A 20,419-nucleotide genomic window follows, 5' to 3' on the forward strand; every position below is an offset into this window, starting at 1 on the left:
CGACCTGATCGGCGAATGGATGCTGCCGGCGCGTGCCTTCCGGCTGACCCATGCCGGCGCCATCGGCGTCAATCCCGATCAGCGCATACAACAGGATGTCGGGCATCTTTCCGATCTTTCGACCGATCTCGGCGTCGGGCTGCTGCAATCCTTCATCCTGCTCGCGTCGTTCATCGGCGTGCTATGGTCGCTGTCCTCCGGCTTCGTCTTCCATATCGGCGGCCATTCGCTGGCGATCCCCGGCTACATGGTCTGGGCGGCGATCCTTTATGCCGGCATCGCCTCCTGGCTGAGCTGGCTGGTCGGGAGGCCGCTCATCCGTTTCAACAGCGATCGCTATTCGCGCGAGGCGGAGCTGCGGTCCTCGGTGGTTCGCGTCAACGAAAATATCGATGCCATAGCGCTCGCGCATGGCGAGGTCGATGCCAGACGCCAGCTTGAACTCGACCTTGGCACGGTGCTGGGCGCCATGCGGCGGATCTACCATGCCCAGATCAACCTGTCCTGGGTCACCGATACCTATGGCTGGATCACCGTCGTCGCGCCCATCCTGGTCGCGTCGCCGGTCTATTTCGCCGGCGATATCAGCTTCGGCGGGCTGATGATGGCGGTCGGCGCCTTCAACCAGGTCAATGCGTCGCTGCGCTGGTTCATCAACAATATCGGCGCCATCGCCGACTGGCGCGCCACGCTGATGCGCGTCGCCGACTTCCGCATCGCGCTTGGCGAAACGGATGTGCTCCACGACACGGAAAGCCGCATCGAGTTCGGCGAAAACCCGGATGGCCGCCTGACCTTCGAGAAGCTCGAAATTGCCTCGCCCGACGGATGCACCAAGCTTGCCGAGCCGCATGTCGAAATCAGCGCCGGCGAGCGCGTCATGATCACCGGCGATCCGCGCGCCGGCAAGACACTGTTCTTCCGTGCCATCGCCGGCCTGTGGCCGTGGGGAAGCGGGCGGATCGGCATGCCGGCCAAGGAAATACCTGCCTTCGTTCCGCGCACCCCCTATTTCCCGCTCGGCACGCTGCGCGATGTGCTCAATCACGTGGACGGCACCGCCAAGGTCGACGATGCCGAGATCTCGGCGGTGCTCGCCGAGGTCGGTCTCGAGCGCCTGTCGTCCTCGCTCGACCGTTCCGCGCGCTGGGAGCATGAACTCAGCGATGACGAGCAGCGCCTGCTGGCCTTTGCCAGGCTCGCCTTGCGGCGGCCGAAATGGGTGATCATCGACGAAGCGCTGGATACGTTCGACGGCGCGACGCTGAGACGGGTGCTGTCGATGCTGGAAACGCGTCTTGCCGGTGCGACCATCCTCAACATCGGCCGTGGCCAGCACAACATCCAGTTCTTTCCGCGCTCACTGACGATCGTCAAGGATGCCGGCCGCCCGGCTCTCAAGCCGGCCAGTGTCAGGGCCGGGGCGATCGAGCCGCCGCCGGCCGTTGCAGTGCGCCGGAAGAAGAAGTAGCCGGCTTCATCCAGCCAGCTTTATTTCGCCGCGATCGCAGGGGAAATTGTCGGCATCGTTGCAAAGCCTGCGAGGCTTTAGATCATGCTCGACGCGATCAGCCTGCTTGCCTGCCTTGCCTGCGCCCAGGCAGCGCCTGTTGCCACCCCTCTGGCCGCACCCGCCAATGGTATGGCCGTGGACGTCGAACTGGTGCTGGCGGTCGACATTTCGCAGTCGATGGATGAAAACGAGTTTGCCCTGCAGCGGGCCGGCTATGTCGAGGCGCTGCGCCACCCCGACTTCATCAAGGCGGTGCGCTCGGGCACCACCGGCCGCATTGCGCTGGCCTATTTCGAATGGGCAGGCACCGTCCGCGACGATGCGGTGATTGCCTGGCAGGTCATCGACGATGCCGAGAGCGCCAACGCTTTCGCCGACAGGATCGAGGCCCGCCCGTTCAGGAGCTTTCGCGCCACCTCGATCTCCGGCGCGCTCGCCTTCGGCACGGAGCTGCTGGATGGAGCCGCTTTTGAAGCGGCGCGCAGGGTCATCGATATTTCTGGCGATGGCCCGAACAATATCGGCCTGCCCGTCACCATGACACGCGACGCCGCGCTGGCGAAGGGCATCGTCATCAACGGCCTGCCGATCCTGATCAGCCCGTCGCCGACCTTCAGCCATCTCGACCGGTACTATGCCGAATGCGTGACCGGCGGACCGGGCTCCTTCGTGCTGCCGATCTACGCGGCATCCGAATTCACCACCGCCATACGCCGCAAGCTGATTCTCGAAGTCAGCGGCGCTCCTTGGGCGGATTCCTGGCCGGTCCGGATCGATGCGGCGGCGCCGATCGACTGCTTGCAAGGCGAGCGCGACCGGCGGTTTTTCTCAGATCCGTTTTTCCCCGAACTCGACCGGTGACACTTCGCAGCGAAGTTCTGCATTTATGCAAGTCGTTATCCCAAAACCGCTACGCACTTTTGGGCGACATGCATTAGGCGGGCCGTGCGCCATACTTGCTGCGGAACTCGTCATAGAGATCGCGCCGCCAGCGCCGGCCGCCGACATAGCCGCGCAGCAATTGCGGCAAGGAGTAGCCGAGCGCTTTCGACGAGCGGTTGGCCAGATAGCCGGCAAATGCCTGCGAGACCCTGCCTTTCATCGTGTCGGCAATGATCTGGCGCGCGATCATGTAGGGCGGAATGTCGGGATAGCGGTCGATGATATAGGGGTGCTTGCAGATCAGGTTCGCATAGGCTTCGACATAGCCGTCGCGCTGGCCGGAGATCGAATTCTCCGAATTGTACTTTTTCCAGTCGACGTCTTCGGACAGTTGCGCGCCACTGCGGCGAGCCAGGCGCAACAGCAATTCGCGATCCTGCATCCGCGCTATATCGCTGTCGTAGCCGCCGATCGCCAGCAAGGCCTCGCGCCGGGCCGTTATCGCCGACCCGGCAATGAAAATCGTTTGCGCCACCAATGCCCGTTCCAGCGTGTCCCGGCTCAGGAACGCGTCGCGGTTTATGCAGTTGGTGCTGCGGCCACCCTTGAGGGACACGAACGAGCTGATCAGGATTTCGAGCGTTGGGTTCTCCTCGAACCAGGCCAGTGTCCGCTCCAGCCGGTTCGGCAGATAGACGTCGTCGGAATCAAGGAAGGTGACAATCGGCGCCCGCGCGCGTTCGATGCCGGCATTGCGGGCGGCATTGGCGCCCCGCCATTTCGCGCCGACATAGATCAGGCGGGGATCGGGGATGGCCGCAAGCGCGGCTTCCGTGCCATCGGTCGAGCCGTCGTCGACGACAATGTGCTCGAAGCGGGTGAAGTTCTGCGCCAGCACGCTCTCGACGGCGCGCAGGACTTTGCTGCGCCGGTTGTGGGTCGGCGTTATCACTGTGATGAGCGGAGCGGGATTCATCGTCTCGGGCATGTCGCCTCGGCGCGTTCCAACCGAATGGATTTGATATTCGCCTTCCATGCCCGTCCCAGGTCGCGTTCAGCGGGACCGTACAAAAAAGAAGCACCGGTGTCACGCCAAAGTGAACGGTGGTCGATCCGATGTGGCGAATTTGCAACTCGGCGCTCAACGGCGCCACCCTTGGCCGATATGTATTCCGTGGCTTCGGGGTAGATTTCATGACCTCTGAAGTACATTTCATGACCTTGGAGGCACATTTCATGACCTCTGAGGTAATCGACCAGCGTCCGGCGTGTCGGCAAACTTCCCTGCATGAAGCCTGTTGTTCAGCTTCGATTGCAAGGGAGTTTCGTCATGACCGCTTACGCCGTTGCCCATATGCGTCAGGCCACGATGGGGCCTGGGATCGTCGAATATCTGCACAGGATCGACGCCACGCTGGAGCCCTTCGGCGGCCGTTTTCTGGTCCATGGCGGCGACGTGGAGGTGATCGAGAACGAGTGGCCGGGCCACCTCATCATCATCGAATTCCCCGACAGGGAGCATGTGCGCGGATGGTACAATTCGCCGGCCTACCAGGCGATACTGGCCTTGCGCACGGACAATTCCCGAGCCGACGTGGTGTTCGCCGACGGCGTCGAACATCCGCACAAGGCAACGGATGTCCTGAAGTAGGCGTATCGCCGGGCGCGAGTTTTATCGCTTCAGCAGGAACACCGCTTGCTGGCCGAAGAAATTCCAGAACCACCACGGCATGGAGAGGCCGATCTTCTGGCCGTTGCCGTCGAGCGCGGTCGCCTTTTCGACAGTGGCGCCGAGTTCGTCGCACAGATTGACGAAGTCGCGAATGGTGCAGAAATGAATGTTGGGCGTGTCGTACCAGGAGTAGGGCAAGTCGTCGTTCACCGGCATCCGCCCATGGACGAACAGCGAGAGGCGCACCCGCCAGTGACCGAAATTGGGGAAGGAGACGATGGCGCGGTTGCCGATCCTGAGCAGTTCGTCGAGCACCAGCTTGGGGTTGCGGGTCGCCTGCAGCGTCTGCGACAGGACGACGAAATCAAAGCCCTTGTCGGGATAGAATTCGAGATCCTTGTCGGCGTCGCCCTGGATGACGGAGAGGCCGCGCGCCACGCATTCGTTGACGCCGCGCTGCGACAATTCCATCCCGCGGCCGTCGACCTGCTTGGTGTCCTGCAGCAATTCGAGCAGCAGGCCGTCGCCGGAGCCGACATCCAGCACCCGCGACTGCGGCGGGATGAGATCGGCGACGACTTCGAGGTCGACGCGCTGGGCGCGATTGACGCTCATAGGGCTGCCCCTTGTGTGGCGCATGATCCCGATCCGGAAAGTCTGCAACTTTTCGGGGTCATGCGCTGAGCCCTCTGGCGCGCGCGGCCGAGGCGATGAAGCCGTTGATGGCGGCGAACAGCTCCGGCTCGTCGAGCAGGAAGGCGTCGTGGCCGCGGTCGGTCTCGATTTCGACGAAGGAGACCGACGCGCCGGCCGCGTTCAGCGCATGGACGACCGAGCGGCTCTCCTCGGTCGGGAACAGCCAGTCGCTGGTGAAGGAGACCAGGCAGAAGCGGGTCCTGGTGCCGGCGAAGGCGTCGGCCAGCCGTCCGCCATGGTCGGCGGCAAGGTCGAAATAGTCCATCGAACGGGTCATGTAGAGATAGGAATTGGCGTCGAAGCGGTCGACGAAGGTCATGCCCTGATGGCGCAGGTAGCTTTCGATCTGGAAATCGGCGTCGAAACCGAAGGTGAGCGCTTCGCGGTCCTGCAGATTGCGGCCGAATTTCCGATGCAGGGCCGCCTCCGACAGATAGGTGATGTGGGCGGCCATGCGCGCCACCGCCAGCCCCTTTTCAGGCCGCTTGCCAAGCTCGAAATATTTGCCGCCATGCCAGTCGGGGTCGGCCATGACAGCTTGCCTGCCGACCTCGTGGAAGGCGATGTTCTGCGAGGAATGGCGGGCGCCGGTGGCGATCGGCAGCGCCGAGAAGACGCGTTCCGGATAGCTCGACGCCCATTGCAGCACCTGCATGCCGCCCATCGAGCCGCCGAGCACGCAGAACAGTTTTTCGATGCCGAAATGGTCGATCAGCATGAGCTGCGCCCGCACCATGTCGCGGATGGTGATGACCGGCAGATCGAGCCCGTAGGGCTTGCCGGTGGCGGGATTGATCGAGGCGGGACCGGTGGAGCCGAGGCAGCCGCCGATGACGTTGGAGCAGATGACGAAGAAGCGGTTGGTGTCGATGATCCTGCCAGGGCCGATCAGCACCTCCCACCAGCCGGGCTTGCCGGTCACCGGATTGGTGTTGGCGACATGCTGGTCGCCGGTCAGGGCGTGGCAGACGAGGATGGCGTTGGAGCGGGCGTCATTGAGGGTGCCGTAGGTCTGGTAGGCGATCTGGAACGGCGACAGCAGCGTGCCGGCGTCGAGCTTGAGCGGCTTGTCGGCGCCAAAACGCAACACGGGGCTCGACGGCTGGTCGGCCTCATTGTTGGTTTTTCGAGCGCGCAGAGCGGCCATCACATCCTCTTACACGGCTTTGCGAAGATCGCTTGCGATCGTCGCGCCGATGCGGTCGTCCGGCCGGCTGCGGACAACAAAAAACCGGCAACGCCATCGCAAAGCCGGTTACAGGATGCAAACGGCCCTTTAGCGAGTTGTTTAACGTGGCTGCAAGCCGACCGGCCAAATCACCACGGAACCTGCTGCCCTTCTAGAACTCGCGCGTCGCGCCGTCAACGGCCAGTTGCTCGCACCACTGCCACCCCTCGACATTCCGGGCCATGGCTTGTATTTCCGCTGCGGCTTCCGGACGGAAGCACTCTCGACGGATTTTCGCGACATGAATCAGAGACCGGACAAGGCACGGCCAACGCCCCGCGCGGGGATCATGGACATCGAAGCCTATGTGCCGGGCAAGAGCACGGCGCCGGCCGGCGTCGCCAAAGTCCACAAACTGTCGTCGAACGAGAACCCGCTCGGCCCCTCGCCGAAGGCGATAGAAGCCGCGCGCGAGGTCGCAGCCAGGCTCGACGTCTATCCCGACGGCACCGCCAGGCGCCTGCGCGAGGCGATCGCCGAGGTGCACGGCCTGAATGCGGCAAACATCATCTGTTCCAATGGTTCCGACGAGATCCTGGGCCTGCTGGCGCAGACCTATCTGGCGCCGGGCGACGAAGCTATTTTCACCGAACACGCCTTCATGGTCTACAAGATCTACATCCAGTCGGCAGGTGCTGTCCCGGTGTCGGTCAAGGAGACCGACGAGCGCGCCGACGTGGATGCGATATTGGCGGCCGTCACACCGCGTACCAGGATCGTTTTCCTCGCCAATCCCAACAACCCGACGGGCACCTATTTGCCGTTCCAGGAGGTGCGTCGGCTGCATGCCGGGCTGCCCAAAAACGTGCTTCTGGTGCTGGACGCGGCTTACGCCGAATATGTGCGCCGCAACGACTATGAAGCCGGCATCGAGCTGGTCGGCGGCGCCGAGAACGTGGTCATGACCCGCACCTTCTCCAAGCTCGGGCTTGGCGGCGCGCGGATCGGCTGGATGTACGGGCCCATGCATATCGTCGATGCGATCAACCGCATTCGCGGTCCCTTCAATGTCAATGCGACGGCGATCGAGGCCGGCATTGCCGCGATCCGCGACCGCGCCCATGTCGAGCGCAGCGTGGCGCATAACGAGACCTGGCTCGCCTGGCTGAGCGAAGAGCTGACGAAGCTCGGGCTGCGGGTGACGCCGAGCGTCGGCAATTTCATCCTCATCCATTTTCCCGAGGACAAGAAGCATTCGGCGGCCGCCGCGGACGACTATCTCACCCAGCGCGGCTACATTTTGCGGCGTGTTTCCGGCTACGGCTTCCCGCATGCGCTACGCATGTCCATCGGCACCGAAGAGGCCAATCGCGGCGTTGTCGCCGCACTCACGACATTCCTGAAAAGCTGAGACAATGACATCACCGATGTTCGATAAGATCGCGCTGGTCGGCATCGGCCTGATCGGCTCGTCTCTGGCCCGCGTCATCCGCCGCGAGGGCCTGGCGCGGCATGTTGCCATCGCGACGCGTAGCGAAGCGACGCTGGCGCGGGCGAGCGAACTGGACCTCGGCTCCTCCTACACCATGGATGCCAGGGAAGCGGTCCGCGATGCCGATCTGGTCATCGTTTCGGTGCCGGTCGGGTCCTCTGGCGAAGTCGCCGAGGAGATCGCGCCGGCGCTGAAAAAGGGCGCCATCCTCACCGATGTCGGTTCGACCAAGGCATCGGTCATCGCACAGATCGAACCGCATGTGCCCGATGGCGTGCATTTCATCCCCGGCCATCCACTGGCCGGCACGGAGAAATCGGGGCCGGACGCCGGCTTCGCCGAGCTGTTCGAAAACCGCTGGTGCATCTTCACGCCGCTGCCCGGCACCGATCCCGCGGCCCTGGAAAAGCTTTCGGAATTCTGGCGCCGCTGCGGGTCCAACATCGACACGATGGATCCGCAGCATCACGACATGACGCTGGCCATCGTCTCGCATCTGCCGCACATCATCGCCTACAACATCGTCGGCACCGCCGACGACTTGCAGTCGGTGACCAAGTCCGAAGTCATCAAATATTCGGCTTCCGGCTTTCGCGACTTCACTCGCCTTGCCGCTTCCGACCCGACCATGTGGCGGGACGTCTGCCTGCACAACAAGGACGCCATCCTCGAAATGCTGGCGCGGTTCTCGGAAGACCTCGCCTCGCTGCAGCGGGCCATCCGCTGGGGCGACGGCGAAAAGCTGTTCGACCTGTTCACGCGCACCCGCGCCGTGCGCCGCTCGATCATCGAGGCAGGCCAGGATATCGATGCGCCGGATTTCGGCCGACAGGCCGTCGAGCACCCCGTAAAACAGTAGTCCGTCTCGACGGCGGGCCGTCAGTCCGCCGGCCAGTGAGCCGCCATCATGGCCAGCGTCTCGGCCCGGTCCGGCGCGCCCAGCCTGCCGCCGAAGCGCAGGCATTTGAGAGCGGCGGCGGCGCTGGCAAAACGCAAGGCCTGCTCGACCGGCATGGCTTCCGCCAAGGCGACGGCAAAGGCGCCGTGAAACACGTCGCCAGCGGCCAAAGTGTCCACCGCCTTGATCCGCGGCGCCGCGACATGGCGCACGGATTGCGCCGGGCGATCGAACCACCAGCTTCCCGCCGCGCCGCCGGTCACCGCGACGAAGGCGTCTGTGCGGCTGGCGAGATCGGCGCAGGCGGTCTCCGGGTCCAAGGCCTGGCCACAGACGATGCGCGCCGCCGATTCCGAAGCAACGATGTGCGAGGCCAGCGGCAGCAAACGCTCCAGGACCTCGAGCGGCGCGGTGTCGGCGTCCAGTATCGCCGGCCGGCCGATGGCGCGCGCCGCCGCCAGCGCCAGGGCGGCAGCGCCCGGCCAGCGTACATCGACCAGCACGGCGTCGAATGCCGAGAGGTCAGCGACAGGCAGGATCTCGGGGTCGGCCTGTGCCCGTTTGTCGTAGAAAGGGACAATGATACGCTCGCCATGGGCATCGACCAGGATGGCCGCCAGCGCCGATCGTGCGCCAGGAACGCGTCGGACAAGGCTGCAATCGACGCCTTCTGCCTCGATCTCGGCGACCAGCCGGTCGCCGACGGCGTCATCTCCGGCGCTCGCCCAGAGCGATACCGCCGCGCCGAGGCGTCGCGCGGCGCAGGCGGCACTTGTCGCCATGCCCGAGGCGATCTGCACCCCGTCGGTGGCTATGAATTTGCCCTGATGCACGGGCAGGGTCTCGACACGAAGGATCGTGTCGAGGGTGAATGCGCCAACGCTGAGGAGCCTGACCGGTTTTTTCATGGGTCAATCGACCGACTTGATCTTGCCCAGCGGGATGAAACCCAGCGAGGCCTTGCCTTTGACGATCCTCAGCGGCATCGACGGTTCGTTGCCGAGCAGGGCCAGTCCGGCAAAGCCGGTTTCAATCTGGCTTTTCTGCTCTGGGATAGCCGCGCCGAGGATTGCCGCAACGGCTTTCGGGTCGTTCAGCTTGATCACCAGGTCGGCATCGATCAGGCCGTCGGCATTGACCGATATCGGTCCGGAAACGGTTACGCGAGCGGTCCCCGACGAGAGATCGAGCTTGGTGATGTCGACAGCCTGGCCGCGCAGGCTCCTGGCTTGCGTCTTGATCAGAGCCACGCCGTTCTTCAAAGTCACGTCGCCGCTGCCGTCGAGCGGCGGCAGCACACGCCCATCGATGGCTTCCGGGTCGATTTCGAGATCGCTAAAGCTGCCGATATAGCCGATGTCCTGGCCATTCGGACTGAGTTGCCCGGCCGCCGTGCCTGTGCTGAACAGCTCGACCGGATCGGTGCCATCCGCCGGGTCGGTCTGGCCGGACAGGCCTTCGGTCTCCAGCGAAACGCGCCGCGGCAAGGGCCAGGACAATTTTGCGCTCGCCTGCAGATTGTCCCAGTCGATCCACAGCGGCGCCATACCCGGGAACGAGGTTCTGAGCGGCCCGCGCAATTCGGCAAAAGGCGACAGGATCTGGGTGATCCGCGTGACGGCGTTGAGACTGCCGCTCGAAACGGCGACATTCCTGGTGTCGTCCTGATACGCCAGATTGTCACAGGAAATGGCAAAGCTCAGCGGATAGCCGCCGACTGTGAGATTGGCGCAGTCAGCCTCGATGCCATTGCCGTTGAGCTCGGTGACGGCCTTGTCGGTTTCGCTCCTGACCTTGTCGGCCAGGTAGAACCAGCCGGCGCTGTAGATGCCAAACAGCACTGCAACGAAGGCGGCAAGCCAGAAGAGGCGGCGGCGAAAATTCGGCGGGCGCTCTTCACTTGACGTCATGCTGCGGCTCTCGTTAACGCGTGTTGCAGGAATCGCTTCCGGCAACAGAGATAGACGGAGACGATTGAAAAGACACCGATTCCGGTGCGGTGCTGCAGTCAGGCTTGGCGATATGGGCGATTTTTGGGTTTTTGGCTATGGTTCACTGATCTGGCGGCCGGGATTTGCGCATGTCGAGACGCGGCGCGCGCGCCTCCACGGCTACCGCCGGTCGCTCTGCGTCTATTCCTATGTGCATCGCGGCACGCGCGAGCGGCCCGGCCTGGTGCTCGGCCTCGATCGCGGCGGCTCCTGCGTCGGACTGGCTTTCCGCGTCCCCAGTGACCTGCGCGACGAAGTCATCGCCTATCTGCGTGAGCGCGAGCTGGTCACCAGTGTCTATCTCGAGCGCATGCTGCGGGTCCGCCTCGACGACAGCGATACAGGCGCGGACAGGACGGTCGAGGCGGTCGCCTATGTCGTCGACCGCGACCATGAGCAATATGCCGGCGCGCTGGATGAAGCGGACGCGGCGCGCGTGGTTCGCGGCGCCGTCGGCCGGTCGGGAAAGAACGAGGACTATGTATCGAACACGCTGGAGCATCTCGAGGCGCTGGGCATCCGTGACCATTGGCTGGAAGAGGTGGCGCGACAGGTCGCGCCTTTGTGAAGCACTGGTGGGGTGTAAAGGACGACCTGGCCTTTGACCTCCGTGCCGCACGACATAGGTTAAGCGCAGTCGGGCGCTTTCCCGTCCGAGCTTTCCCATCCTCATGGAGATCAGCCTTGCAGAAACGTCGTCTCGGTCAAACCGACCTGTCCATCGCGCCGCTGGTTCTGGGCGGCAACGTCTTCGGCTGGACCGCCGACGAGAAAACCTCCTTCGACCTGCTCGACCGGTTCGTCGACGCCGGCCTCAACGCCATCGACACCGCCGATTCCTATTCGCGCTGGATTGCCGGCAACAAGGGCGGCGAATCGGAAACCATCATCGGCAAATGGATGAAGAGCCGCGGCAATCGCGACAAGGTCGTGGTGATCACCAAGGTCGGGTCGGATATGGGGCAGGGCAGGAAGGACCTTTCCGCCGCCTATATCGAAAAAGCCATAGACGCGTCGCTGAAGCGGCTGCAGACCGACGTCGTCGACCTCTATCTGTCGCATTGGCCGGATCCGGCCACGCCTTACGAGGAAACGCTCGGTGCCTATCAGAAGCTGTTGGCCAAGGGCAAGATCCGCTACGCTGGCGCCTCGAACCTCGATGCCGGCCAGTTGCGTGCCGCGCTCGACGTGGCAAGCCTGCGCGGCCTGCCTCGCTATGCGGTGCTGCAGCCGGAATACAATCTCTACGACCGCTCATCCTTCGATGGGGCGTTGCACGATCTGTGCGTGGCCGAGGAAATCGGCGTCATCACCTATTTCAGCTTGGCCAAGGGGTTTTTGAGCGGCAAGTACCGCAGCGAAGCCGATCTCGGCAAAAGCGCACGCGGCGGCGGCGTCAAGGATTATCTCAATGCGCGCGGCATGCGCATCCTGGCCGCCCTCGATGCGGTATCGGCCCGGCATTCGGCCAAACAGGCGGAAGTGGCGCTCGCCTGGGTGATAGCGCGACCCGGCGTGACCGCCCCGATCGCCAGCGCCACGACGCTCGATCAGGTCGACAGTCTGGTGCGCGCGGCATCGTTGAAGCTCGGACCGGACGACATGGCCGAACTCGACAAAGCGAGCGCGTAGCCCAAATCTCAAGCTGCTTGTCCTCCTTGGACATTCCAGCACCAAATTTAGGCATCCCGGCTGGGATGCACGATCGTTCAAGACATCCGGCGCAGCCCTGCCATACCGTCCCTGCATCGTCGCAAGATGCGGGGACGGCAGGTGGCCGAGCAGATCGTATCCAATCCGGAACTATGGCAGCACTTGCTCGCGCTTGTCCTGGCATCGACGGTCGTCATGGGCAGTCCGGGACCGGCGACGATAAGCGTCGCCGCTGTCGCGGCCGCCTTCGGTCCGCGCCACTCGCTCCGCTACACCTGCGGCGTCGTTCTTGGCACCATCGCCGTGCTTTTGGTGGTGACGACGGGCGTCATGGCAGTGCTCGCCTCCGTGCCGAAACTCACGCCGCTGCTGACCGCGGCGTCGGCGGCCTACATTCTCTACCTTGCCTTCAAGATCGCAGTGGCCCCACCCGGGGCGGCGCGCGCCGTCGGGGCCGCGCTTCCCACCTTCCTGGGCGGGTTCCTGCTGGCCATCGCCAACCCAAAAGCCTATGTGGCGATTGCCGCCGTGTTCGCCGGTACGTCCGACCTCGACACGCGGCTCAAACTGGCGGTCCTGGCTTTGATGATCGTCGTCATCCATATCCTGTGGCTTCTCGCCGGGGCAGCGTTCGCGCGCTTCCCGCGCAGGCCCCGCGCCTCGCGGATCATCAATTTGATCTTCGCGGCGACGCTGGTCTTAACCACGGCGCTGGCTGCGTTTTCCTGAGGTCAATCCATTTCAGCCGAAAAAGCCTGAATCAGGCTTCTTTTTCGCGGCCGCGCCCAGTTCAGCCAGCCGCTTCACCGCCGTCGGCGGCATGGGCGGCGGGTCTGGCGAGCGTGAGGCTTCGACGAGCAGCTGGTCGCAAGCGGCTTCCGTCTCGCCGATCAGCCGTTCCATGAATGCCTCCTTGTCCAGTCCGGGCGGGATCGGTGGCAGGAAGCGGGCCTTGATCGTGCCGGGATAGCGCATGAATTTCCGGCGTGGCCAATAGAGGCCGGCGACATGAGCGACCGGCACCACTGGCACGCCAAGCTGCGCGTAGAGCTCGACGATGCCGTATTTGTAAGCCGGTTCGTCGCCCGGCGCACGGCGCGTGCCCTCGGGATAGATGATCAGCTGGCGCGGGTTGCGCGCCATCTCCTGCCTGGTGGCGGCGACCACCGCTTTGAGCGCTTTCGAGCGGCTGCCGCGGTCGACCGGGATCATCCGCATCTTCATGATGTACCAGCCAAAGAAGGGGATCCAGGTCAATTCGCGCTTGAGGATATAGAGCGGGTCCTTGAGGAAGGGGAAGAAGGCGATCGCGTCCCAGAAGGACTGGTGCTTGGGCGCCAGGATGAAGGAGCCTTCGGGCAGGTTTTCCAGCCCGGTGATGTCGTTTCCGGTGCTGGCGATCTTGTCGTAGAGCCACATCGAGGTGCGCGACCAGAATTTCGGCACGAACCAGGCGCGGTGGCGGGGCGACAGAAAATAGTAGGGCGTCCAGAGGATCATCTGGACGATCAAATTGACGTAGAAGACGAGGTTGAACGCCAGCGAGCGGATATAGAGCATGTGGGAAGTGCCCGGTGAGGAGGTGTGCGTTGGTTACACCAAGCGCGGGCAAAAAGGAAACGGCACGATGGCGCGGATCGGTCCGGCCGGCAATGAGCTGCCGTTCAGCTCTTCTTCTCCCAGTCTACCACGTCGCCTGCGCCAGGTGCTCCCTGAGGCGTGGGGCGGCGAAATCGAGGAAGGCGCGCAGCTTCACCGGCAGCAGGCCCTGGCCGGCATGCACGAGGTTCACCGGCCATGGCTGCGGCTCGAACGCCTCCAGCACCGGGCAGAGCGTACCCGAGCGGACCGCGGCGGCGATCTGGTAGGAAAGCACTCTTGTCACGCCGACACCGGCAATCGCGGCATCGATTGCCGCTTCCGCGGTGTTGACCCGAAGCCTGGAACGGATCGGGACGGCGCGTTCGGTCTTGCCTGTGGCGAAAGTCCATGTGGCAGGAGAGGTCAGCCCCTCGAAGGCTATGCAGTTGTGCGCGGCAAGATCGTTCGGGGTCTTCGGTGTACCGCGTTCGGCCAGATAGGCCGGGCTCGCGCAGACGACGCGACGGATCGAGCCGACGCGGATGGCGACCAGGCTTGAATCGGGAAGCTGGCCGATGCGGATGGCGAGATCGATATGTTCCTCGATCAACTGGGTTATCCGGTCCGCAAGCGTCAGGCGGATGTCCACGTCGGGGTAGGCTGCGAGGAAACCGGTGACGACCGGCAACACGTGCAGTCGGCCGAAGACGATCGGCGCGGTGACGATCAATTCGCCGGTCGGGGTGCTGTATTCGCCGGCGGCGGCACGCTCGGCCTCGCCGACCTCACCCAGAATGCGGCGGCAGGCGGCGAGATAGGCTTGGCCGGCATCGGTCAGCGTCAGCCGCCGCGTCGAGCGATTCAGGAGACGCGTCTCCAGATGCCGCTCCAGATCGGAGACCTTGCGGCTGACCGTTGCAAGCGGCATGCCGAAATGGCGCCCCGCCGCCGAAAGGCTGCCGGCCTCCGCGGCGGCGACGAAAAGCGACATGGCTTCGAAACGATCCATAGGTTCTTCCGGAAAATGGAAGGATGGATTGCATATATGCCATCTGCATCCGAAAGATGGAAGGTTCTATTTAGGGCGGATTATGGTTCGAGGCTTTGCCTGAAGGAGGCTTCATGAACGCCCATGCTTTCACCAGCGACGTCGCCTTTACACCGACCGTCAAGGCGATCCAGGCTCGCAAAGGCTCCCGCGAGGCCTATGCCCGTGTCGAGGAGCGCGGTGGCTGGCAGGCCAGTATCACGCCCGATCTCGCCGCCTTCATCGAGGCGCAGACCAGCGTCTTCCTCTCGACGGCCAATGGCGAGGGCCAGCCTTACATCCAGCATCGCGGCGGGCCGGCCGGGTTCCTCAAGGTGCTCGACGAGCGGACGATAGGCTTCGCGGATTTCGCCGGCAACCGGCAATTCATCACCCAGGGCAATCTGGCCGACAATCCGCGCGCCTTCCTGTTCCTGATCGATTATGCGCACCGGCAGCGCATCAAGCTCTGGGGCAAAGCGCGCGTGGTCGAGGACGATGCGGAACTGATGGCGAAGCTGATGCCGGAAGGCTACAAGGCTAGGCCCGAGCAGATCATCCTGTTCACCGTCTCGGCCTGGGATGCCAATTGCCCTCAGCACATCCCGCAACGGTTCGAAGCGGCCGACGTTGCCGCGGCGCTGGCCGAGCGGGACAAGCGCATCGAACGGCTCGAACAGGAGATTGTGCGCCTGCGCGGCATTCCAAGCACTGCGGGCAAAGGATAATGCTGCCGCTCCGGGTCGCAGGGACAGCTTAATTCGGTGCGGCAGCCTCGGCCAGCGCGATGCCGTCAGGCGTCGGCTTTACCGGCACGATGCCGCGCGCCAGCGCCAGCAGGTATTTGTTGTATTCGGTGAACAGCACGCGCAATGCCCGGGGCTTGGTCAGCCAGCCGCCATTGTCGAGATTGGTGTTGACCACCGGGTAGGGCTCAAGCTTGGCGCCATGCAAGAGCCTGCCCATCTCCAGCAGGCTGCGCGGCATGTGATAGTTGTTGGTGACGAGGATCACGGTGCCATAGGCGTGGTCTTCCACCCATTTGGCGCTTTCCTCGGCATTGCCGATCGTGTCGAGCGCGGCGCGGTCGATGTCGACGCAGCAGGAAAACAGTTTCTTGTCGCCGCCGGTCGCGGCCTGAAGCTGGCGGCGACTGGCGGATGGATGCACGCCGCTGATCAGCAGCCGTTCGCCCTTGCCGGACGCAAGTAGGTTCATCGCCGCGTCGAGGCGCGACTGGCCGCCGGTCAAGACGATGATGGCATCGGCCTTCGCCGGATCGGCAGGCGTCGTCAGATGACTGACGGTATTGGCAAAGAGAGCAAAGCCGCCGACAAAAACCGCCGTCAGCCCGAGCAGGGAAAACGCGCAGACACGGATAATGGAATTTAGCCGGCCAAGTTTGCCAAAACCGCGCGAAGGCATGACCAGAACTGGCATGCGTCCAGCCGTATCGATCGAGTCCCTCGCGTCCATCATCTCATGGTTAACCCCGAATTGCGGCCTTTGGTAGGTCGAAATCGCACTTTGCGTTACGGCAGGTTTTCATCCGTGATCGATACTTTTGCGCATGTCGTCGTTGGGCGCGTGCATTAGCTGCCGTCCGGCTGGCGAACATCGATGTCGCTCAGATAGGCAACGACGGTGACATGGGAGGTTGCCGCCGTCAGCGCGCCGATGACCAGCACCATGAGGGCGACGCCGAAATAGCCTGCCGAACCGATGGCGAAATTGCCGAACAGGGCAGTCGCCTGGTCGGCCTGCGGGGTCGCCATGTTGCGCGACGACCACCATGAGAAGACGATGAAGACAAGTATTGCCGCCGCACCGCCGGCGGCCGCGCCTTTCATGCCGGTGACCAGGAAATGCTGGCGGAATTCGCGGGCGATGAAGCGCGCCTCGGCGCCGACGAAATGCAGCACCTCGATGATATGGCCATTGCCGGCCATGGCGCCGCGCGTGGCGAATACCACGGTGAGCACGGTTGCCGACAGCATCAGCGCTAGCACGGCGATGCCGATGGTCACCGTGGTGCGAGCCATGGCCACCAGACGATCGACCCAGGTGCGATGGTCGTCGAGGGACGCACTCGGCAGCTTCGGCGTGATCGCCGCGCGCATGGCGGCGAAATCGGGCGGGTTGTTCTCGTCGATGGTGACGATGATCAGACGCGGCACCGGCAGTTCGTCGATGTTAAGACCCGAACCCAGCCACGGCTCCAAAAGCCGGGCCGTAGCGTCGCGGTCGATGATCCTTGTGGCCTTGACGCCCGGGAATTCACCGGCGATCCCGGAGGCCTGGGCAAGGGCTGCCTCCATGTCGAGACCATCGACCGGCTTGATCTGGATCGTCGCCTCGCGCGAGATCTGGTTCTCCCAGACCGAGGCGGTGTCGCGCACCAGCGTCACCGCGCCGAAGGTCAGGCAGGTGAGGAACGTCATGATGGCGATGACCAGCAGCAGCGCCCGGCCGGCGATGTTCTGTGCCGGCACGATCGGTGCCATCTTGCGCTGGGCGCGGGGTTTTATCCCAGCCTCTTCGATGCCCTGGTCCTGGAGATGTTCGGCGGGAAGGTCAGTCATAGATATCCAGCCTTCCGCCGGCCAGGATCATGCGCCGTGCGTCGACCTGCTCCATCAGGCCGAGGTCGTGCGTGGCGATCACCACCGCGGTGCCCAGCCGGTTGAGTTCGATGAACAGCCTGAGCAGGCGTCGCGCCAATGGCGGATCGACATTGCCGGTCGGCTCGTCGGCCAGCAGGATCTCGGGCTGCTCGATCAGCGCCCTGGCGATGGCGGCGCGCTGCTTCTCGCCACCCGACAGCACCGGCGGCAGCACATGCATGCGTTCGCCAAGGCCGACCCATTTCAGCAATTCGGTGACGTCGGTGCGGTAGCTCATCTCCTCGCGCCCGCGCACGCGCAACGGCAAGGCCACATTCTCGTAGGTCGTCATGTGGTCGAGCAATCGAAAATCCTGGAACACCACGCCTATGCGCCGCCGCAGATGCGGCAGTTCGGCGCGCGAGATGCGCGAACGGTCCTTGCCGAAAATGGTGATCAGCCCGCGTGTCGGCTTGAGCGACATGAACAAGAGCCGCAGCAGCGTCGTCTTGCCGGCGCCCGAAGGCCCGCTCAGGAACTGGAAGGAACGCTCCGGTATGTGCAGGGAAATGTCGCGGAGGATTTCCGGACCCATGCCATAGCGGAGGCCGACATTTTCGAAGCGGATCACGTTCGACGACCTGAAACTTGCGGTGGCGAAACGCCAGCCTTTTCCTGGAAAAGACCATCGGCCGGCATGGTTAACCCTTGGTTAATTTTCGATGTTTTTCGGTTTGTCACAGGGGTCCGGTGGGGAAGCATTAACCATTTCCATTTACGCAAAAGAAACGAAAAGCGAACAAGTGGTGTAGTGCTGGGCTCATGATGGATAAGGATCGAACCGCGCGCCCGGTTTCCGGCGAAATCATGACGGATACGGCCGTCGTGCCGGAACGCGTCATGCGTGGCCCAGCCCCCGACATTGTCGAAGCCGACTACGAAGTGGTGCCCCGCGCTGCCGCTGATATCGATCCGTCGCCGCCGCCTTCGCGCGTGATCGACACGCCATCGATCGAAGGCATGGACATGCTGCGCAAGGCCGAAGCCGCCGCGGAGCGGCCGCTGGCATCGCGCGGCGGGCCGATCTTCTGGATCGCCGGCCTCAGCGCCGCCTTTGCAGCCTTCTGGGTCTCGGGTGGCCACGCGCTGGTGCGCCATGCACCTTTCTGGGCTGTCGAACAGCCGGCCGGCGTCGCGCTCAGCATTTCCGGCGTCACCTCCCGTGTCGATGCCTCCGGTCCCGATCCGGTGTTGCTTGTCAACGCCGAGGCGACCAATGACGGGGCAAAGGTTGCGCAATTGCCGCCGCTGGAAATCCGGGTCACCAGCAATGACGGTGGCATCACCCGCTACACGCTGGGGGCATCCAATCGGCCGCTGGCGCCTGGCGAAAGATTTGGCTTTTCCAGCAGACTCGATGTGCCTAGAAATGGCGTGAAGGCGGTTTCGGTGACGTTCGCCAGCTAGGAAAGCAAAGAATGCCAATCGTGCGCGGCAAGGACATCGAAGTCCTGTTTTCGGCATCGGCGATCGCCCGCCGCAATCTGGAATTGGCCAAGGAGATAGCCGGGCACGATTACCAGGATCTTCTGGTGATCTCGGTGCTGAAAGGCTCGTTCATCTTCGCCGCCGATCTCATCCGCGCCATGCATGATGTCGGCCTGTCGCCCGAGGTGGAATTCATCTTCATCTCCAGCTACGGCGCCGGTACCAGCAGCGGCGAGGTGAGGGTGCTGCGCGACATCGACAATGAGGTCGCCGGCCGTGACGTGCTGTTGATCGACGACATTCTCGAATCCGGCAAGACCTTGTCCTTCACCCGCGACCTGATGCTGTCGCGCGGCGCCAGAAGCTGCGCCATCGCCGTGTTGCTCGACAAGCGCATGCGCCGCCAGACCGCGCTCAACGCCGACTATGTCGGCTTCGACTGCCCCGACTATTTCGTCGTCGGCTACGGCATGGATGTCGCCCATGCCTTTCGTGAGCTGCCGTTCGTCGGCGTCGTCAAAGGCGACGCCTAGATTTATTTTTGACGCCGTTCGCGGTTCAGGAAAAGTCAACTTTTCCTCGCCAAGTATTCGCGCCATGGCAAAGCTCCTGATTGTCGAGGACGATGAGTCCGTTCGCACCCTGGCGGCCCGCGCGCTCGAACGCGCCGGGCATGTGATCGACATCGCCGCCGATGGCGCGCAAGGGCTTGCCCTGATCCGCGCCGCATCTGGCGGCTACGACCTCGTCCTGTCCGATATCCGCATGCCGGAGATGGATGGCATCGAGATGGCCAAGACGTCGGCCGCTCTCTTCCCGGCGATGAAGATCATGCTGATGACCGGCTATGCCGACCAGCGCGAGCGCGCCGAGGAACTGAACGGCATCATTCGCGACGTCGTCCAGAAACCGTTCACGCTGGCCGAAATCCGCGCGCGTGTCGAACAGGCGCTTGCCTGTTTCGCCTGATCGGGTTCATGCGGGATCGCAGGTCGCCGCAATTGCCGGTTCGCCGGTCCGACGCCGGCTGGCATTCAGCGCGAACAGACCGGCGCCGATGATGAGGGCCGCGCCGATGACGGTGGTCGCTCGCGGCACTTCGGCAAAGAACAGGAAACCCCACAGCGGCGTCCAGATGATGCCGGTGTATTCGAAGGTGGCGACGCGGTTGGCGGGCGCCAGCCGGTAGGCCTGCGACAACAGGATCATCCCGGCCGAGGCGACGAAGCCGCAGGCGCCCATCTTGAGGAAATCGGCCATTGTCGGCCAGATCCATGGCCTGACCAGGAATTCGAGGCTCGGGTGGACCGCATGGGTTATGCCGGCCATCCAAAACAACCCGGCGACCACCGCAGCGCCCACCAGATAGGCGCCGTTCTGGTAGAACGCCATGACGGTGGAGGATTCGGTGTCGCCGATCTTGCGGGCCATCAGTTGCGAAAAGCCGTAAAGCGCCGCCGAGGCCAGCGACAGCAGCGCCGCCCAGTCGAACAGCCCGGCGCCCGGGCGCAACATCACCAGCACGCCAAGCAGGCCGACCAGGACAGTGGCCAGCGTTCGCCAGGATACCTGTTCGCCAAGGTAGGGTCCGGCCAGCGCCATGATGAACAGCGGCGCCATGAAGTAAAGCGCCACCGCGTCGGCCAATGGCAGGGCGGCGATCGCCAGATAGTAGACCGTATAGGACGAGAACTGGATGAAGGCGCGCATCGTCAGCATGCCAAACCGCTTCGACAGTATTGCCTGCAATCCGAC

General features: G+C 63.7%; 23 protein-coding genes and 1 riboswitch. Of the genes, 12 read left to right on the forward strand and 11 right to left on the reverse strand.

Annotated elements, in window-relative coordinates; genetic code table 11:
* Both C9427_RS19440 and C9427_RS19445 read left to right on the forward strand, forming a co-directional pair.
* The coding region (locus tag C9427_RS19440; RefSeq protein ID WP_107650735.1) for an ABC transporter ATP-binding protein/permease at positions 1–1,471 on the forward strand (1,471 nt) is incomplete at its 5' end.
* An 84-nt stretch (positions 1,472–1,555) separates the two neighbouring features.
* On the forward strand, positions 1,556–2,374 hold the full coding sequence (locus tag C9427_RS19445) for a DUF1194 domain-containing protein (protein ID WP_107650736.1): 819 nt from the start codon (positions 1,556–1,558) through the stop codon (positions 2,372–2,374).
* Positions 2,375–2,447: 73 nt separating this feature from the next.
* Here C9427_RS19445 and C9427_RS19450 read toward each other — a convergent pair whose 3' ends face one another.
* A complete protein-coding gene (locus C9427_RS19450; protein WP_107650751.1) occupies positions 2,448–3,383 on the reverse strand; it encodes a glycosyltransferase family 2 protein in 936 nt (311 codons plus the stop codon).
* A 342-nt stretch (positions 3,384–3,725) separates the two neighbouring features.
* On the opposite strand from C9427_RS19450, the gene C9427_RS19455 reads away from it, so the two are divergent.
* Positions 3,726–4,046, forward strand: coding sequence for a DUF1330 domain-containing protein (locus C9427_RS19455; protein WP_107650737.1), 321 nt, complete (start codon positions 3,726–3,728; stop codon positions 4,044–4,046).
* 21 nt (positions 4,047–4,067) lie between these two features.
* On the opposite strand, the gene metW is transcribed toward C9427_RS19455, so the two are convergent.
* A complete protein-coding gene (metW, locus tag C9427_RS19460) occupies positions 4,068–4,682 on the reverse strand; it encodes a methionine biosynthesis protein MetW (protein ID WP_107650738.1) in 615 nt (204 codons plus the stop codon).
* A 58-nt stretch (positions 4,683–4,740) separates the two neighbouring features.
* A complete protein-coding gene (gene metX / locus C9427_RS19465; RefSeq protein WP_097573624.1) occupies positions 4,741–5,910 on the reverse strand; it encodes a homoserine O-acetyltransferase MetX in 1,170 nt (389 codons plus the stop codon).
* A gap of 109 nt (positions 5,911–6,019) precedes the next feature.
* Positions 6,020–6,097: riboswitch (SAM riboswitch) on the reverse strand.
* A 135-nt stretch (positions 6,098–6,232) separates the two neighbouring features.
* Between metX and hisC the strand changes: the two genes are divergently transcribed.
* Together hisC and C9427_RS19475 are read left to right on the forward strand one after the other, a co-directional pair.
* Entirely contained in the window at positions 6,233–7,342 is a 1,110-nt protein-coding gene (gene hisC, locus C9427_RS19470) for a histidinol-phosphate transaminase (RefSeq protein ID WP_107650752.1), read from the forward strand.
* A 4-nt stretch (positions 7,343–7,346) separates the two neighbouring features.
* Positions 7,347–8,282 (forward strand): prephenate/arogenate dehydrogenase family protein, encoded by a 936-nt coding sequence (locus tag C9427_RS19475; RefSeq protein ID WP_208636383.1) that lies wholly within the window; start codon positions 7,347–7,349, stop codon positions 8,280–8,282.
* Between the two features lie 20 nt (positions 8,283–8,302).
* Here the strand turns inward: C9427_RS19475 and C9427_RS19480 are convergent, their stop codons facing one another.
* A complete protein-coding gene (locus C9427_RS19480) occupies positions 8,303–9,229 on the reverse strand; it encodes a sugar kinase (RefSeq protein WP_107650740.1) in 927 nt (308 codons plus the stop codon).
* Between the two features lie 3 nt (positions 9,230–9,232).
* The gene (locus C9427_RS19485) at positions 9,233–10,231 is read right to left on the reverse strand and encodes a DUF2125 domain-containing protein (RefSeq protein WP_107650741.1); all 999 of its coding nucleotides are present in this window, start codon (positions 10,229–10,231) and stop codon (positions 9,233–9,235) included.
* Positions 10,232–10,343: 112 nt separating this feature from the next.
* On the opposite strand from C9427_RS19485, the gene C9427_RS19490 reads away from it, so the two are divergent.
* From C9427_RS19490 to C9427_RS19500, 3 genes are all read left to right on the forward strand, one after another.
* A complete protein-coding gene (locus C9427_RS19490; RefSeq protein WP_107650742.1) occupies positions 10,344–10,880 on the forward strand; it encodes a gamma-glutamylcyclotransferase in 537 nt (178 codons plus the stop codon).
* 116 nt (positions 10,881–10,996) lie between these two features.
* Entirely contained in the window at positions 10,997–11,944 is a 948-nt protein-coding gene (locus C9427_RS19495; protein ID WP_107650743.1) for an aldo/keto reductase, read from the forward strand.
* A 126-nt stretch (positions 11,945–12,070) separates the two neighbouring features.
* Positions 12,071–12,694, forward strand: a complete 624-nt coding sequence (locus C9427_RS19500; RefSeq protein WP_425351663.1) for a LysE family translocator — start codon at positions 12,071–12,073, stop codon at positions 12,692–12,694.
* Positions 12,695–12,706: 12 nt separating this feature from the next.
* On the opposite strand, the gene C9427_RS19505 is transcribed toward C9427_RS19500, so the two are convergent.
* Entirely contained in the window at positions 12,707–13,525 is an 819-nt protein-coding gene (locus C9427_RS19505; RefSeq protein ID WP_107650745.1) for a lysophospholipid acyltransferase family protein, read from the reverse strand.
* Between the two features lie 124 nt (positions 13,526–13,649).
* Positions 13,650–14,555 (reverse strand): LysR family transcriptional regulator, encoded by a 906-nt coding sequence (locus tag C9427_RS19510; RefSeq protein ID WP_107650746.1) that lies wholly within the window; start codon positions 14,553–14,555, stop codon positions 13,650–13,652.
* Between the two features lie 113 nt (positions 14,556–14,668).
* On the opposite strand from C9427_RS19510, the gene C9427_RS19515 reads away from it, so the two are divergent.
* Complete coding sequence (locus C9427_RS19515; RefSeq protein WP_107650747.1) at positions 14,669–15,301, forward strand: pyridoxamine 5'-phosphate oxidase family protein; 633 nt, start codon at positions 14,669–14,671, stop codon at positions 15,299–15,301.
* 28 nt (positions 15,302–15,329) lie between these two features.
* Here C9427_RS19515 and C9427_RS19520 read toward each other — a convergent pair whose 3' ends face one another.
* From C9427_RS19520 to ftsE, 3 genes are all read right to left on the reverse strand, one after another.
* The gene (locus tag C9427_RS19520) at positions 15,330–16,013 is read right to left on the reverse strand and encodes a YdcF family protein (RefSeq protein WP_425351664.1); all 684 of its coding nucleotides are present in this window, start codon (positions 16,011–16,013) and stop codon (positions 15,330–15,332) included.
* A gap of 152 nt (positions 16,014–16,165) precedes the next feature.
* Entirely contained in the window at positions 16,166–17,155 is a 990-nt protein-coding gene (locus C9427_RS19525; protein ID WP_107650749.1) for a cell division protein FtsX, read from the reverse strand.
* Positions 17,148–17,807: a cell division ATP-binding protein FtsE gene (gene ftsE, locus C9427_RS19530; RefSeq protein WP_006328438.1), complete on the reverse strand. Its 660-nt coding sequence runs from the start codon at positions 17,805–17,807 to the stop codon at positions 17,148–17,150. The genes C9427_RS19525 and ftsE overlap by 8 nt, the downstream gene beginning before the upstream one ends.
* A 191-nt stretch (positions 17,808–17,998) precedes the next feature.
* Here ftsE and C9427_RS19535 point away from each other — a divergent pair, with 191 nt between their 5' ends.
* The 3 genes from C9427_RS19535 (at position 17,999) to C9427_RS19545 (ending at position 19,633) form a co-directional block, all read left to right on the forward strand.
* Complete coding sequence (locus C9427_RS19535) at positions 17,999–18,643, forward strand: hypothetical protein (RefSeq protein WP_107650750.1); 645 nt, start codon at positions 17,999–18,001, stop codon at positions 18,641–18,643.
* Positions 18,644–18,654: 11 nt separating this feature from the next.
* Positions 18,655–19,197, forward strand: a complete 543-nt coding sequence (gene hpt, locus C9427_RS19540; RefSeq protein WP_006328441.1) for a hypoxanthine phosphoribosyltransferase — start codon at positions 18,655–18,657, stop codon at positions 19,195–19,197.
* Between the two features lie 64 nt (positions 19,198–19,261).
* Positions 19,262–19,633: a response regulator gene (locus tag C9427_RS19545; protein ID WP_167434407.1), complete on the forward strand. Its 372-nt coding sequence runs from the start codon at positions 19,262–19,264 to the stop codon at positions 19,631–19,633.
* 6 nt (positions 19,634–19,639) lie between these two features.
* On the opposite strand, the gene C9427_RS19550 is transcribed toward C9427_RS19545, so the two are convergent.
* Positions 19,640–20,419, reverse strand: a 780-nt coding sequence (locus tag C9427_RS19550; protein ID WP_107650754.1) for a DMT family transporter, incomplete at its 5' end; no start/stop codon positions are given.

The sequence above is a fragment of the Mesorhizobium helmanticense genome (genome assembly GCF_003034915.1).
Classification (GTDB): Bacteria; Pseudomonadota; Alphaproteobacteria; order Rhizobiales; family Rhizobiaceae; genus Mesorhizobium; species Mesorhizobium helmanticense.

What these genes read in the sequence shown, in the direction of transcription:
- C9427_RS19485 (WP_107650741.1), bottom strand. Translation starts at nt 10,231, where the DNA reads ATGACGTCAAGTGAAGAGCGCCCGCCGAATTTTCGCCGCCGCCTCTTC.
- metW (WP_107650738.1), bottom strand. Translation starts at nt 4,682, where the DNA reads ATGAGCGTCAATCGCGCCCAGCGCGTCGACCTCGAAGTCGTCGCCGAT.
- C9427_RS19445 (WP_107650736.1), top strand. Translation starts at nt 1,556, where the DNA reads ATGCTCGACGCGATCAGCCTGCTTGCCTGCCTTGCCTGCGCCCAGGCA.
- hisC (WP_107650752.1), top strand. Translation starts at nt 6,233, where the DNA reads ATGAATCAGAGACCGGACAAGGCACGGCCAACGCCCCGCGCGGGGATC.
- C9427_RS19480 (WP_107650740.1), bottom strand. Translation starts at nt 9,229, where the DNA reads ATGAAAAAACCGGTCAGGCTCCTCAGCGTTGGCGCATTCACCCTCGAC.
- C9427_RS19500 (WP_425351663.1), top strand. Translation starts at nt 12,071, where the DNA reads ATGCGGGGACGGCAGGTGGCCGAGCAGATCGTATCCAATCCGGAACTA.
- C9427_RS19475 (WP_208636383.1), top strand. Translation starts at nt 7,347, where the DNA reads ATGACATCACCGATGTTCGATAAGATCGCGCTGGTCGGCATCGGCCTG.
- hpt (WP_006328441.1), top strand. Translation starts at nt 18,655, where the DNA reads ATGCCAATCGTGCGCGGCAAGGACATCGAAGTCCTGTTTTCGGCATCG.
- C9427_RS19545 (WP_167434407.1), top strand. Translation starts at nt 19,262, where the DNA reads ATGGCAAAGCTCCTGATTGTCGAGGACGATGAGTCCGTTCGCACCCTG.
- C9427_RS19505 (WP_107650745.1), bottom strand. Translation starts at nt 13,525, where the DNA reads ATGCTCTATATCCGCTCGCTGGCGTTCAACCTCGTCTTCTACGTCAAT.
- C9427_RS19510 (WP_107650746.1), bottom strand. Translation starts at nt 14,555, where the DNA reads ATGGATCGTTTCGAAGCCATGTCGCTTTTCGTCGCCGCCGCGGAGGCC.
- C9427_RS19535 (WP_107650750.1), top strand. Translation starts at nt 17,999, where the DNA reads ATGATGGATAAGGATCGAACCGCGCGCCCGGTTTCCGGCGAAATCATG.
- C9427_RS19455 (WP_107650737.1), top strand. Translation starts at nt 3,726, where the DNA reads ATGACCGCTTACGCCGTTGCCCATATGCGTCAGGCCACGATGGGGCCT.
- C9427_RS19450 (WP_107650751.1), bottom strand. Translation starts at nt 3,383, where the DNA reads ATGCCCGAGACGATGAATCCCGCTCCGCTCATCACAGTGATAACGCCG.
- metX (WP_097573624.1), bottom strand. Translation starts at nt 5,910, where the DNA reads ATGGCCGCTCTGCGCGCTCGAAAAACCAACAATGAGGCCGACCAGCCG.
- C9427_RS19490 (WP_107650742.1), top strand. Translation starts at nt 10,344, where the DNA reads ATGGGCGATTTTTGGGTTTTTGGCTATGGTTCACTGATCTGGCGGCCG.
- C9427_RS19525 (WP_107650749.1), bottom strand. Translation starts at nt 17,155, where the DNA reads ATGACTGACCTTCCCGCCGAACATCTCCAGGACCAGGGCATCGAAGAG.
- C9427_RS19520 (WP_425351664.1), bottom strand. Translation starts at nt 16,013, where the DNA reads ATGCCAGTTCTGGTCATGCCTTCGCGCGGTTTTGGCAAACTTGGCCGG.
- C9427_RS19515 (WP_107650747.1), top strand. Translation starts at nt 14,669, where the DNA reads ATGAACGCCCATGCTTTCACCAGCGACGTCGCCTTTACACCGACCGTC.